General features: G+C 51.1%; 14 protein-coding genes. 10 read left to right on the top strand and 4 right to left on the bottom strand.

Annotated elements, in window-relative coordinates:
• Position 1 precedes the first annotated feature (1 nt).
• Entirely contained in the window at positions 2-229 is a 228-nt protein-coding gene (locus tag RIN67_RS10895; protein ID WP_264999892.1) for a FeoA family protein, read from the bottom strand.
• A gap of 276 nt (positions 230-505) precedes the next feature.
• On the opposite strand from RIN67_RS10895, the gene sufC reads away from it, so the two are divergent.
• From sufC to RIN67_RS10860, 7 genes are read left to right on the top strand one after another with little or no spacing between them, the layout of a single operon-like run.
• The gene (sufC, locus tag RIN67_RS10890; RefSeq protein ID WP_264999879.1) at positions 506-1,300 is read left to right on the top strand and encodes a Fe-S cluster assembly ATPase SufC; all 795 of its coding nucleotides are present in this window, start codon (positions 506-508) and stop codon (positions 1,298-1,300) included.
• A 14-nt stretch (positions 1,301-1,314) separates the two neighbouring features.
• Positions 1,315-2,580: a Fe-S cluster assembly protein SufD gene (gene sufD / locus RIN67_RS10885; protein ID WP_264999878.1), complete on the top strand. Its 1,266-nt coding sequence runs from the start codon at positions 1,315-1,317 to the stop codon at positions 2,578-2,580.
• Positions 2,573-3,820, top strand: a complete 1,248-nt coding sequence (locus tag RIN67_RS10880; protein ID WP_264999877.1) for an aminotransferase class V-fold PLP-dependent enzyme — start codon at positions 2,573-2,575, stop codon at positions 3,818-3,820. The genes sufD and RIN67_RS10880 overlap by 8 nt, the downstream gene beginning before the upstream one ends.
• Positions 3,798-4,253, top strand: a complete 456-nt coding sequence (sufU, locus tag RIN67_RS10875) for a Fe-S cluster assembly sulfur transfer protein SufU (protein ID WP_264999876.1) — start codon at positions 3,798-3,800, stop codon at positions 4,251-4,253. Before RIN67_RS10880 ends, sufU begins: the two co-directional genes overlap by 23 nt.
• A gap of 3 nt (positions 4,254-4,256) precedes the next feature.
• Complete coding sequence (gene sufB / locus RIN67_RS10870) at positions 4,257-5,663, top strand: Fe-S cluster assembly protein SufB (protein WP_264999875.1); 1,407 nt, start codon at positions 4,257-4,259, stop codon at positions 5,661-5,663.
• Between the two features lie 19 nt (positions 5,664-5,682).
• Positions 5,683-6,012: a metal-sulfur cluster assembly factor gene (locus tag RIN67_RS10865; protein WP_264999874.1), complete on the top strand. Its 330-nt coding sequence runs from the start codon at positions 5,683-5,685 to the stop codon at positions 6,010-6,012.
• A 16-nt stretch (positions 6,013-6,028) separates the two neighbouring features.
• A complete protein-coding gene (locus RIN67_RS10860) occupies positions 6,029-6,922 on the top strand; it encodes a helix-turn-helix domain-containing protein (RefSeq protein ID WP_024747976.1) in 894 nt (297 codons plus the stop codon).
• 125 nt (positions 6,923-7,047) lie between these two features.
• On the opposite strand, the gene RIN67_RS10855 is transcribed toward RIN67_RS10860, so the two are convergent.
• Both RIN67_RS10855 and RIN67_RS10850 read right to left on the bottom strand, forming a co-directional pair.
• Positions 7,048-7,719, bottom strand: coding sequence for a response regulator (locus RIN67_RS10855; protein WP_024747975.1), 672 nt, complete (start codon positions 7,717-7,719; stop codon positions 7,048-7,050).
• A gap of 43 nt (positions 7,720-7,762) precedes the next feature.
• On the bottom strand, positions 7,763-9,346 hold the full coding sequence (locus tag RIN67_RS10850) for a helix-turn-helix domain-containing protein (RefSeq protein WP_264999873.1): 1,584 nt from the start codon (positions 9,344-9,346) through the stop codon (positions 7,763-7,765).
• Positions 9,347-9,686: 340 nt separating this feature from the next.
• Here RIN67_RS10850 and RIN67_RS10845 point away from each other — a divergent pair, with 340 nt between their 5' ends.
• From RIN67_RS10845 to RIN67_RS10835, 3 genes are all read left to right on the top strand, one after another.
• Positions 9,687-10,256, top strand: coding sequence for a DUF1097 domain-containing protein (locus tag RIN67_RS10845; RefSeq protein WP_264999872.1), 570 nt, complete (start codon positions 9,687-9,689; stop codon positions 10,254-10,256).
• Between the two features lie 235 nt (positions 10,257-10,491).
• Positions 10,492-10,977 carry a glutathione peroxidase gene (locus RIN67_RS10840; protein WP_264999871.1) on the top strand — a complete coding sequence of 162 codons (486 nt, stop codon included), beginning with the start codon at positions 10,492-10,494 and terminating at the stop codon, positions 10,975-10,977.
• 96 nt (positions 10,978-11,073) lie between these two features.
• Positions 11,074-11,829: an ion transporter gene (locus tag RIN67_RS10835; protein ID WP_264999870.1), complete on the top strand. Its 756-nt coding sequence runs from the start codon at positions 11,074-11,076 to the stop codon at positions 11,827-11,829.
• A gap of 203 nt (positions 11,830-12,032) precedes the next feature.
• On the opposite strand, the gene RIN67_RS10830 is transcribed toward RIN67_RS10835, so the two are convergent.
• A complete protein-coding gene (locus RIN67_RS10830) occupies positions 12,033-12,998 on the bottom strand; it encodes a class A beta-lactamase-related serine hydrolase (RefSeq protein ID WP_264999869.1) in 966 nt (321 codons plus the stop codon).
• Between the last annotated feature and the right edge of the window lie 25 nt (positions 12,999-13,023).

Genomic DNA, 13,023 nt, shown 5'->3' with positions numbered 1-13,023 from the left:
GCTAATGGCCTCCTATGAGCGCCTGAAAGATGGCGTAACGCAGGGCAATCCTTTGCTGGTCGACCTGAATAATAATAGGCCCGTGGAAGGGGTATTGCCGAACTACCGTTAAGCGACTACCAGAACGAATACCTAGCCGGTGAAGACGGCGAACCATGAGGTCGTCAAGTCCAGATAAAGAACGGACCTCGAAGTGCGGAGACGCAGTCTGTTGCGAAAGTAGTTGCATAGTCATCAGGACCTTTCTATGGTGGGAGTTCCGCACCATTGTATGTTAATAGATTAACATTCTCCGCTAAAAGACAATATTAGGGGAATGCCTAATATTCGTGGAATATTATTCTGGATTACAATGAATACACGGATTCGTTGAATAACTAATGGTGTATTCTCTTGGGAATAATCCATTGATTTTACATGTGCAAATAAGAACAATCTTTGCTCTGAACGGATTGATTCCGGTCTTTGATTGTGAGGACAACACTATCTATTGGAGGTAATTAGGATGGCAACATTGGAGATTCAAGACTTACACGTCGCGGTAGAGGACGAAGAACAACAAACGTCTAAAGAAATCTTAAAGGGTGTTAACTTAGTCATGACGACTGGCGAAATTCACGCCATTATGGGACCCAACGGAACGGGAAAGTCTACGTTGTCCCAGACGATTATGGGGGCGGCGGCTTACCACGTGACCCAGGGAGATATCTTGCTGGATGGCGAAAGCATTCTCGACATGCCGGTCGATGAACGGGCTCGTCGCGGCCTATTCTTAGCGATGCAGTACCCAGCTGAGATTCAGGGCGTGACTAACGCTGAATTCTTACGGGCGGCAATCAATGCTCGGCGTCCAGCAGACGACCAGATTTCAGTGTTAGCGTTTCTTAAAGAACTCGATCGGAATCTGGACCTCTTAGATATGAGCGAGTCAATGACGGAACGTTACCTGAATGAAGGCTTCTCCGGTGGTGAGAAAAAGCGCAACGAAATCTTACAACTCTTGATGATCAAGCCTAAGTTTGCATTATTGGATGAAATCGATTCGGGGTTGGATATCGACGCCCTCAAGGTGGTCTCTAAAGGGGTTAATTCGATGCGTGGCGCAGACTTTGGATCGTTGATCATCACCCACTATCAACGCCTGTTGAACTATATCGTTCCGGACGTCGTTCACGTGATGATGGATGGCCGAATCGTCAAGACCGGGGATGCCTCGCTGGCTAAGCTATTGGAAAAAGAAGGGTATGCCGGATTACGCGACGATTTACAACTTGATGTTCAGCTGGTGGATGAAAATTAAGGAGGGCAATGAGCATGTTAGTGAAGAATACAGAAGCGGCTGCAGCAACCCTCGCCCAAGCGGCCGAACAACGGCAAGAACCGGCGTGGCTGGTTGACCAGCGGGTCGCCGCCCTCGCGGCCTTCAGTCGGTCAAGGTTCCTGCGCGTGCAGCGCTTCGACTATCGAGACTGGAACCTGTTTGCAACGCCAACACTGGCGTATCCGGTTGCGACCACTCAGACGACTGTGGGGGCGGGAAGTTTCGTCCAGCGCGGGACAACGGTAATCCAGTGTGAGTTACCGCAAGACTTGCAGGATCAGGGTGTGATTTTAACCGATATTCTGACGGCGATTCGGACCTACCCAGAGTTGGTGCAACCGTACCTGATGCAGGTGATTGGGGCTGAGACCAATCAGCTAGCCAGTTATCATCTGGCGTACCTTAATGCGGGCTTCTTCTTGTACGTTCCAGAGAATGTAGTGATCAGCGACCCGTTGACCTTACAGCTTATCCAAGATGCGACGCAGCCGACTGGCCTGCAGACTCACGGGCTCATCGTGGCCGGCGAGAATAGTCAAGTTGCGTTGACCCAACATTTAACCACGCAAGGGGATCTGCCCGGGACCGTGAATCAGGTGGTCGAAATCGTGGCGCAGGAAAACAGTCAGGTGACCTTTGCGGCGGTCGACGAGTTAGGCGCCCAGACGCAAGTTGCCTTTCAACGGCGAGCGAACGTGGCGGCTAACGCACAAGTGAACTGGGCGATTGGGTTAATGAACCAAGGGAATACGGTGGGTCAGTGCGAGACTGATCTGATTGGGGATGGCGCGCAATCCGATGCGAAGGTCGTGGCCATTACCAACCACGACCAACGTGAGGGAATTAATACGAAGATCACGAACCATGGGAAACACACCGTAGGTAATATCTTGCAACGGGGTGTGTTACAAGGCCAATCTGAACTGATTTTTAATGGGATCGGAGACATCATTCACGGCGCTGCCGGTGCACAAGCGGAACAAGAAAACCGGATTTTAATGATGGATCCCGGAACGCACGGCGATGCCAACCCGATTTTGTTGATTGATGAAAATGATGTCTTGGCCGGCCACGCGGCTAGTGTGGGGCAGGTCGATCAGCGTGAATTGTATTATCTCTTAAGTCGGGGATTAGACAAACAAACGGCGGAACGGTTAGTTATTAGAGGGTTCCTTAGCGCCGTTTTGACGGCGATTCCGTCACTAACGGTGCGGCAACAACTGGTACAAACGATTGAAAGGAACTTACGCCATGATTAAGTCACGGGAAATATCAGCAACTGATTTTTCGATTCTGCAACAACGGGTTAACGATGAGCCGTTGGTCTACCTGGATAACGCCGCGACGGCCCAGAAGCCGCAGGCGGTCATCGATGCGTTGACGCACTTCTATCAACATGATAATGCTAACGTCCACCGTGGTGTTCACACGTTGGCTGAACGAGCAACGGCTGCCTATGAGCAGGCCCGAGAAAAGGTGCAGCACTTTATTCATGCCCCGGAAATGGAAACGGTCATTTTCACCAAGGGGACCACGGACGGTCTGAACTTAGTGGCCAGTACATACGGTGAGCAACAGGTCCACGCGGGTGATGAGATCGTTATTTCGATCATGGAACACCACAGCAACCTGATTCCTTGGCAACAGTTGGCCATTCGCAAGCACGCTACGTTGAAGTACATTGGTTTGACCGCTGATGGGGAACTAGACCTAGCCGATGCGGCGCGTCAGATTACACCGCGGACTAAGATCGTCGCGGTGACCCATGCTAGTAACGTCTTAGGTGTGGTGAATCCCCTTAAGCAGTTGGCGCAGTTGGCTCATCAGAACGGGGCGGTGTTAGTCGGGGACGGTGCCCAAGCTGTCCCACATATGAAAGTGGATGTGCAGGACCTCGACGTTGATTTTTATGCCTTTTCCGGGCATAAGATGATGGCCCCGACTGGTATTGGTGTGTTATATGGCAAAAAAGCGTTATTGGCCGCCATGTCGCCGTACCAATTTGGCGGTGAGATGATTGATTTTGTGCACCAGCAGTCGAGTACTTGGACGCAGCTGCCCTGGAAGTTCGAAGCGGGGACGCAAAATATTGCGGGGAGTATCGGATTGGGCGCAGCAGTCGATTATTTGACGGCCTATGGAATGGATCGGGTCCACGAACGGGAAGCCGCCTTGGTTGCGAATCTCTTACCTCGGCTGGTCGCTATGCCGGGAGTAACGGTTTTTGGCCCGCATGACCCGGCTAAGCATACGGGCGTGATCACCTTCAATCTCGACGGTCTCCATCCCCACGACGTCGCCACCGCTTTGGATATGGAGGGAGTCGCCGTCCGTGCGGGTCACCATTGTGCCCAACCTTTAATGGCGGCTCTGCACCAGGTTGCGACGGTCCGTGCGAGCTTTTATCTGTACAACACGCAAGCGGACGTGGAACGTCTATTAACCGCAATCCAAGAAACAAAGGAGTTCTTTAATCATGGGTCTGTCTCAGCTAAATAGTCTCTATCGTGAAGTGATTCTGGACCACTCGGATCATCCCCATAACAAGCATGCGTTGTCGGCGGTCACGAATACCATAACCTTGAAGAATCCCACTTGTGGGGATGTCATCAACCTGGATGTGCAGGTCGATGACGCGGGGATGATTACGGATATCGGCTTTACGGGCGAAGGGTGCACCATCAGTCAGTCGTCGGCCAGCATGATGACGGACGCGGTTAAGGGAAAGTCCCGCGAGCAAGCCCTGGCGATGGCCAAGACTTTTTCGGACATGGTGATGGGAAAATCCCATTCGCAAGCGGATCTGGATCAGCTAGAAGATGCAGCAATTCTCTCGAGTATTATGCAATTTCCGGCGCGTATCAAGTGTGCGACGTTGGCATGGTGGGCGTTACAGCGAGCACTTCTTAGTGACGCCAAGAAGGAGGAATAAACGATGGTCGAAGTACCGGATGTTGTTAAACAAGATCAAGATTACGAATTTGGGTTTCACGACGATGTACAGCCGGCCTATTCCACGGGCCGGGGGCTAACGGAAGAGACCGTGCGGCAGATTTCGATGGCCAAGCACGAACCGCAGTGGATGCTGGATTATCGACTGCAGGCTTATGACGTTTATAAACGGTTACCGATGCCCAAGTATGGTCCTGACCTGTCCCAACTGGACCTTAAGGATATGTTGTACTACCAGAAGATGACGGATAAGAAATACCGTGACTGGGAAGAGGTCCCCGAGGACTTGAAGAAAACCTTCGACCGTTTGGGTGTTCCGGAGGCCGAACGAAAATACTTAGCGGGTTCCTCGGCACAGTATGAATCCGAAGTGGTTTACCACAATATGCGCGATGACTTTGCCAAGTTGGGCATTATTTTTACGGATACGGACACGGCGCTACGGGAGTACCCGGAACTGTTCAAGAAATGGTTCGGTAAGTTGGTCCAACCCACGGATAATAAGTTTGCGGCCCTGAATGCCGCGGTATGGTCTGGCGGCTCCTTCATTTATGTGCCCAAGGGGGTTCAGACCAAGACGCCGATTCAATCCTATTTTCGGTTAAATTCCGAGAACTCCGGACAATTTGAACGTACCCTGATCATCGTCGATGAGGGCGCACGGGTAGACTACGTGGAGGGGTGTACGGCACCGAATTATTCGTCAGATAGTCTCCATGCCGCTGTCGTGGAAGTTAACGTTGAAAAGGACGCTTACTGTCGATACACCACGATTCAAAACTGGTCGGACAACGTCTATAGTTTGGAAACCAAGCGGGCTGCCGCGGCTGAGAACGCCACGATGGAGTGGGTCGATGGTAACTTGGGTTCCAAGGTCACCATGAAGTATCCAAGCGTCTACCTGAACGGTGAAGGAGCGCGCGGGACCATGTTGTCGATTGCGGTGGCCAGCAACGGGATCAAGCAGGATTCCGGTGCCCGGATGATTCACAACGCCCCCAATACATCGAGCTCAATCGTGTCGAAGTCTATCTCGAAGACGGGCGGCTCGACGGATTACCGGGGGACGGTTCGGTTTGGGAAAAAGTCGGATGGGTCGAAAGCTCACGTAGAGTGCGACACGATCATTATGGACGATCAGTCTTCGTCGGATACGATTCCGTACAATGAAATCTATAATGCAAACGTGGCCATGGAACATGAAGCTAAGGTCTCCAAGATTTCTGAGGAACAACTCTACTATCTGATGAGTCGGGGAATTTCGGAGGCTAAGGCAACGGAAATGATTATTATGGGGTTTGTGGAACCCTTTACCAAGCAGTTGCCGATGGAATACGCGGTTGAGTTAAATCGGCTGATTAGCTTTGAAATGGAAGGTTCTATTGGTTAAACGAAAGGAGGCACCGACAATGGCAGCAGGAATTACGACCAAAAATGACTTGGAAGACCAGGTGGTGCAGCAATTAGAACAGGTGATTGATTCAGAACTTCAGGTCGATATCGTCAATTTGGGATTGATCTACCACGTGGCAGTCGATGCTGATGGGGTCTGCAAGCTCTCAATGACGCTGACCACGATGGGCTGTCCGGTCGGTAATTTATTGGCCGATAGCATTCGTGAAGCCGTTTTACGGGTGGCGGGGGTTCATCAATGTGATATTGAGTTGGTTTGGGAACCGGCTTGGGATATTGATCGGATGACCCGGTATGCGAAGGTTGCCTTAGGACTGCACGACTAGTAATGGAGGTGAGATTGTGGATATTGATGTCTTTATTGCGCGGCGTAAGGAGCTGAAGCTTTCGCAGGTTAAGCTGTGTGAGGGTATCTGTACGCAGGCGACACTGAGTAAATTTGAAAATAATAATCGCATCCCGTCACTGACGATTCTGAGTAAGCTTTGCGCGCGATTAGGCATGACCGTCGACAATCTGTATCAGAGTCAAAAAAACCGGTCGGCAGAGCTAGCGGCGACCTTAAATCTGGTCGAGAATCAGTTGATGACGGAAAATTACCGGCGAGTTTTACGGGAATTAGAAAAAATCGATGTGCAGGATATTGATGCGGTTGACCTGAAGATGCAGTTTTACTACCTACGGGGGATTGTGAACACTTTGGTAAACCGAGAACCGACAGCGACCCTCTTTGATTTCTCCCGAATCTTAAACGATCTGGATGAGCGCCACCAGACCATTCTGACGCAACTTGCCTTTATGGGCTCGGGAATCCTGTATGCGCGATTGCAACAGCGCACAGCAGCAGCGTTTTATTTCGAACGGGTGCGCCACTACATTGAAACGTTGGATTTTCAGCGAGCACAGCCGACGATGGCCAACTATCACCTGCGTGTTTTGATGCTGATTTATTTCACTGCGGAATTTTACGCGCACCAGCGGGACTACCGGCTAAGTAATCGGTTGTTGCAGACGGGACTGGTACTGTGTTCTGATCAGCATGTCACCTATTATCTGCCACGGCTAAAGTTTCTGGCAGCGCAGAATGCGTTAGCGGAACACCGGCCTTACGCAGCGGTGAACCAGCAACTAGATGAAGCGTTAGCGTTCGCACATGTTAATCATAATGAAGTGATTGTTTTGAAAATTGCGGCGTTGCGGAGTCAGCTGAAGCAGCGGGAAACGGCGTCATCTTAAACGCCACTAATTTGTAGTCCAAGATAATTGATCGATTAACGTCAAAAGCAGCTCACCAAATGGTCCGCATTTGGTGAGCTGCTTTTTGATGGGAAGGTAGGTCACAGGCGAGTGATCACGCCAGACTAGATGGTAACCAGGTGGTGGTGGACGGCAAAGCGGACCAGTTCAACGTGGCAACTTAGCGCAAGTTTACGCATGATACTGGCTTTATGAGCTTCAACGGTCTTGGTCGAAATGCATAGGCGTTGCGCAATTTCTCGATTAGCGTAGCCCATGGTAATTAGGGGGAAGACTTCTCGTTCGCGGCGAGAAAGTCGCTCGTAGGGACAATGGTCGGTCAGTCCCGTTAGATTACCCATGGCACAGTCGTCGGTGAGCGCCTGCCGTTCCGTCGCACATAGGGGGAGATTCGCGTCGATATAGAGGGCCTGGCGGTTGACATGTTGTAAGGCGTTAATGATTTCGGCATTGCCGGAGCGTTTGAGCACGTAAGCGGCGGCACCATGTTGAAAACACCGTGTCAGGCATTCCCGTTCCTCATGCGTTGATAGGACAATGACGGGAACGTTGGGGAAGTTATCGTGGAGCCGTTGGAGGGTCGTCAGCCCGTTTTCTCCAGGCATATCTAACTCCATGATTACAATGTCAATGTTTCCTTGTTCAACGGCAATAAAGGTGTCGGTCCCATTATGGGTGTGCGCGGTCACGCGCCAGTTAGTATTTTGGTGGTCAATCAAGTAAGTTAGGCCCGTACAGATGATTTCGAGGTCGTCAGCAACAAGTATGTTTTGCATGATTAATGACTCCTTTACGAGTGGTGGCAAACTAGACGTTAGATTAGATGAGTTGAAGGATATGAAGTCCCACATTAAAGGTGAAGAGTTCTTCGGCATCACTGAAATCAGTGTGCAGGAGCTCGCGGAGTTTCCCTAGGCGGTAACTCATGGTTTTAGGGTGAATAAAGAGTGCGGCAGCGCTTTGTTTGATACTAAGGTTGTGGTTTAAATAAGCACTGAGTGTTTGATACAGCTCGGGATGCTGCCGGTAGAGCTGTAGGAGGTTCTCAGGGATTAGAGGCTTAAGTTGTTGGTGATCCGTCAGTGACGGGAGACAGCGATAGAAGCCCAGTTCGGTAAAGGTATGGAGACCGGTCATTTGTGGTAATGCGGTCAAAAGTTTAAAGGTTTGTAGGGCTTGGTTTGCGGAGAGCTTGAGTTGGCGGGGTAACTGTGGCGTGCCAATGCCTCCCTTGTAAGTTTCGGTGGCGCCTAATGGGAGTTGCGTGAATACAGTCTGGAGTTCAGCAACGGTCGGCGCCCCTTCGCGGAAGATGAAGAGTAAGTAGTCCGCGTGAATGCGATAACGCCAATCAGGCCAGTGGGACTTGAGGAGGTGAATCAGACGACGAGCCGTTTGGGGATGATTATGGAAATAGTTCGGGACGGGTTGCCCATTCTGTAAGCCGTGAATCGTGACGACTTGGTAGGTGCATTCAGGTTGCAGATGTAGTTGAGTTAAGGTCTGCTGAAAGTGCTCAGCGCTCATGGGGCGATCGGTCAATAAATCATCGATTAAGTCGTTGGTGTAGGCCTGGCGGTTCTGCTGATTGGCGGATTGTTGGGTAATAATTAATTTTAAGAAATTACCCGCACTTTCAATGGCAGAAAAGTCAATCGGTTGTAGGGGGGCTTGCTTAACCAGGACTCCTAAATATAGTGGGTTGGCGGCTGGTTGAAACAGGGGGGTGGCCACCAACCGACCGTGATGATCGTGGGCGGGAACCCAGAAATACCCCGGTAACGTCACGCTGTCAGGACTGGTCCGTCGGTGTTGCCAGTGAAACTCGGGGAGCACAGTCAGGTCTGGGCTATGTAAGAGGACCTGAACTTGGTCATGGCGAATCTGGAAAAGGACGACGGGATTCTTGACCAGGGCGGCTAGCGTATCAATTAATGATTGGCGTGAGTTGCTTTGCGTCAGACTAGCAAAGTGACGGTCGGCTTGCTGATAGTAGCGTAGCTGGTGCTGCTTGTCAGTGTAGAGCGCTTGCGTAATACTAATGAAAACCTCTCGTTCGTTACTTTGATAGGGCAGTGCTAATAATGGGAGGTGCTGGGCTTCACAAGCCGTGATGAGGTCGGCGGGAAGCTCGGCTAGAGGGTCTGTATTGTGGACCAGTAAGGCACTACACTGCTGGTCCGTTAGCCCTGCTATGAATGTGCGAAAGTCATTGCCGGTGATCTGGTAGAGATCGTTAAGGGTGACGGCTAGAACTTCATGGGTGGCTAAGTGTTGGGTGTTCGGTCGCGAATTCGCTAAGATGAGGTTGTTAACGGGATTCGTCAAAAAATGAGCACCAGCCAGAACCTGAGCGTTCTGAAGTGCTGGTAATTGGCGGAGCGCTGCAACAGCGAATGGCATAATCATCACGTCTCTTTCGAATAAGTCCCTGGAAAGGGTGGTCAGGAAGGGAAAAACGATTTACTTAAGCGCTTACATTAAAAGGTAACCCCTTAATCGCTTTCTCTCAATATAGGATAAATTCATTTTACACGCTTAGGGATAAAAAGGCATTAGGGAAAGTGCTAATTATGGGCTTATTTACTCACTTAAACCATCTTGGCGGACCAAATCAGCTTCGGACTTTATCCCTAAGAGATAATGGCAAGGCTGAACGGAGCGAGTAAAATGAAAGTAATAAGTAAGTTCATGACTTTGCTGGGGTGTCCTTGATTCTGACCCTACAGAGGAGTGGCAAATTATGAAAATTGGTAAAGCGTTATGGTGTTCGTCAGTTGGTGTTGGTATCTTCACGTTATTTTATAGTCTGATTATGACGTCGTTTGGCCTGTGGATGGGAGCTGCGGCGTTCATTACAGCGTCTTATTTCTTTGGGGTTGGGTGCCCGGAAGATAAGGTATGGAATATTGTGGGGAGCTTCGTGATGGGCATTACCTGGGCACTGATTTCGTTTTGGTTATTGCAAAATGACATGATTGCACAGCTCTGGCCCTCGGCAATCATGTTCGGTTTTATGACGTTCTTGGCCATCTTTCTTCAAGGAACGATCATGAAGTTTACCATGGTTCCGGCCTGGCTAATCGCCTGGGGGAGTACCATGGTCATCATTTCCAATGTCACGGTAACGAAGTGGCCCCTGTTCGTGATTCAATTGTTCATCTCTATGTTGATGGGAATCTTCTTCATTGCCTACGGGTCTAATTATGCGACCAAGCTGGTGTACAAGATTTTTCCGGACAAGAAACCTAAGGATGCCGTTAAAAGTGATGATGAGCTTACCGATACCACACCGGTGTCTGATCACGATTAGCCGTGAGCGTCTCAGGTTTTTGATGGCTGACGGTTTGGCTAGAGGAAAGTGGCACTTGGGACGTCTTATGGGTTGATAGAGATAATTAAGTTCGTTTCAGGAAAAAAGCGGTCCGCACGTCATGTGGGGCCGCTTTTGTGCGTGCAGTTGGTCATTAAAACGCTTATAATGTCCCTAAAGTCGATTGGAAAACACTAAATTGTAAGCAATTAAAATGGTCGAAGGAGACGGTCGCATGACAACTATCTATGGGTTTAAAGAAACGGAAATGAGTGGACAACCACTAGACTTAGCGGCGTATCGGGGGCAGGTCGTGGTCATCGTCAACACGGCTAGCAAGTGCGGGTTAGCGCCTCAGTTAACGGCACTCGAAGCGTTGTATCAGCGCTACCATGACCAAGGGCTGATAATCTTGGGCTTACCGTCGAACCAATTCCACCAGGAGCTAGATTCGGATGAAGCGGCTAACGACTTTTGTCAACTACATTACGGGGTAACCTTTCCCATGACACAGCGGGTGCAGGTTAACGGAGACCAGGCGGACCCGTTGTTTAGGTACCTCAAGACCGCCTCAGGGCATGGCCGCATCAAATGGAACTTTACCAAATTCTTGGTGGGGCGCGATGGGCAACTGATTAAACGGTATGCGCCCACGACCAGTCCTAAGAAGATGAAGACGGCCATTTTGGCGGCGCTCCAAGCCCCGGCAAGCGTTGACTAGGTACGACTAGAAGACTTAGGACTACCCTGAAGGCCAGTTCCGTAGTACGATTGAATTTAGAAAATGGATGGATTCGGACGACAGGGGGTAAGCGACGTGCAATGGCAACGGTGGCACCATGAATATCGTGTGACGGTGGTCGTTTTAGCGTTGGTGTCGATTGCCCTAGTGATCTTACAGCTAGCCGGCGTGGTGGACCTCGACCACGGACCTTGGGCCTGGGTGGATGCCGGAATCTTGGCGTTCTTTACGGTCGATTATCTGGTGCGCTTCTGGCGGGCCCCCGCGAAGTGGGCCTTTTTCCGTCACAACATCTTTGACTTGCTGGCGATTATCCCGTTTAGCGCCATTTTTAGCTTCTTCCGTCTGGCCCGATTAACGTGCATCTTTCGGTTGACCCAGTTCTTCCGCTTGATTCGACTGGTGGGTTTCGTGGGGAAACTACGCGGGCAGTTGCGGGGGTTCTTTCATACCAACGGGTTCGGTTACTTGGTGTGGACCAGCCTGATTATTATCTTGTTGTCCGCGTCGCTATACACCTACGCGGAGCAAGTCTCGTGGGGCCAGGCCCTATGGTGGGCCATTACCACGACCACGACGGTGGGGTACGGTGACGTGACGCCACACACTGTGGTGGGAAAATGGGCAGCGGCGATGCTGATGCTGGTAGGAATTGGCTTCATCGGGTCGCTGACCAGTACCATTACCACGTACTTTTCCCAGCGCCACACCACGTCGGACTACCAGAAGCTGGAGCAGCACCTGACCATGATTGAACAGGAAAATGCGGCGCTCAAGCAGGATCTAGCGGAAATCAAGCGGGCTTTGCAACAGAAGAATCAGAGGAATTAGGATGACAAGGGTCACTTTTGACGGGCTAAATGCCGTTCAAAAGTGGCCTTTTTGAGTTGTGGGTACGTTATTAGTGGTCCCAATCCCCCAAGTGTTGATTTGTAAAGTTACAATAATCCTGTTATCAATTCAAAGCGCCACTTCCTGGAAAAATTCCATGGGAAGTGGCGCTTTGATGGGGGTCAACCTTGCTATGTAAATGATTAGGGAGTCAATTTAGCCGTGGCGGACTTATTGTAGACCATCTTTTGAATGTGGGTCGTAATCTTGGCAATGCGCGGGAAGCCGCTGAAGCCGCTTTGCATGTGGCCGTGGGTCATGATTACGAGAATGTAGCGTTGCCCGTTAGGCAGGGTCACCAAGCCGGCGTCGTTGTTGGTGTCGGCGTACCAGCCAACCTTGTCGGCCACGGTGGTCCCTTGCTTAGCGGCTGCTGCCCCGGCGGGAATCCCGGTACGGTAGACCTGTTGGGACATAAGGTGGAGTAGCCACTGCCGGTCCTTAGCTGATTTGAACGGTCCGGTCTGACGCGCGAGGTCCTTCAGGGCCAAGGTCAGGCTGTAAGCCGTGGTTTGGGAGGCTTGGCCGGCCACGAAGACGGGGGCGTACCAGTTTTGATCGCCGATGAAGGCGTTGATGCCGGCCAACCCGTAGGCGTCCAGAATGTTTTCGGCGAAGGTGTTGTCGCTGTGGACGATCATTTCCTCGAAACCGTTGGTACTGGTCGGTGTCCAGGTCAAGTTACCTTGGTGGTGAAGGTGGAGGACGTAGGCCGCCATGAAGAGCTTGTAGGTGCTTGCGGAGACCACAGGAGTGTGCGCGTTGGCGGAAGTCGCGAGGTCACCTTGATGGTAGAACCGCCGGGTAAGGGATGTCTTGGCGGCGGGACTACCAGGCTTAGGGGAGAGGTTGTAGAAGCTGATGCTGGTGGTGCCATCCGCCGTCTCATGGTTCAGGTAGTGCTGTAATCGCTTCCTTAAATGCCGTTGCTGGGTGGTGATGCGGGTCGTATCCACGGGTTGGGTGGTTAGTCGAGCAGACGTCTTGGCTACGGAATCATGGTGGTACCGGAGTCCCCAGACGCCACCCCAGACTAGGACGATGACTAAGACGGTGAGTCGCAAGCCGTGGTGGTGCACCCAGAAATTAAGAATCGGTTTGAAGTGCAAAGGAGTCGCCTCGTTTCAGTTGCAA

It is taken from the genome of Levilactobacillus namurensis (assembly GCF_032197885.1).
In the GTDB taxonomy this organism is placed as follows: domain Bacteria; phylum Bacillota; class Bacilli; order Lactobacillales; family Lactobacillaceae; genus Levilactobacillus; species Levilactobacillus namurensis_A.
This window is presented reverse-complemented; position numbering and strand designations above follow the sequence as displayed.

Coding starts and splice junctions, on each gene's coding strand:
- RIN67_RS10855 (WP_024747975.1), bottom strand. CDS start 7,719: ATGCAAAACATACTTGTTGCTGACGACCTCGAAATCATCTGTACGGGC.
- sufC (WP_264999879.1), top strand. CDS start 506: ATGGCAACATTGGAGATTCAAGACTTACACGTCGCGGTAGAGGACGAA.
- RIN67_RS10845 (WP_264999872.1), top strand. CDS start 9,687: ATGAAAATTGGTAAAGCGTTATGGTGTTCGTCAGTTGGTGTTGGTATC.
- sufU (WP_264999876.1), top strand. CDS start 3,798: ATGGGTCTGTCTCAGCTAAATAGTCTCTATCGTGAAGTGATTCTGGAC.
- sufD (WP_264999878.1), top strand. CDS start 1,315: ATGTTAGTGAAGAATACAGAAGCGGCTGCAGCAACCCTCGCCCAAGCG.
- RIN67_RS10850 (WP_264999873.1), bottom strand. CDS start 9,346: ATGCCATTCGCTGTTGCAGCGCTCCGCCAATTACCAGCACTTCAGAAC.
- sufB (WP_264999875.1), top strand. CDS start 4,257: ATGGTCGAAGTACCGGATGTTGTTAAACAAGATCAAGATTACGAATTT.
- RIN67_RS10895 (WP_264999892.1), bottom strand. CDS start 229: ATGCAACTACTTTCGCAACAGACTGCGTCTCCGCACTTCGAGGTCCGT.
- RIN67_RS10840 (WP_264999871.1), top strand. CDS start 10,492: ATGACAACTATCTATGGGTTTAAAGAAACGGAAATGAGTGGACAACCA.
- RIN67_RS10865 (WP_264999874.1), top strand. CDS start 5,683: ATGGCAGCAGGAATTACGACCAAAAATGACTTGGAAGACCAGGTGGTG.
- RIN67_RS10880 (WP_264999877.1), top strand. CDS start 2,573: ATGATTAAGTCACGGGAAATATCAGCAACTGATTTTTCGATTCTGCAA.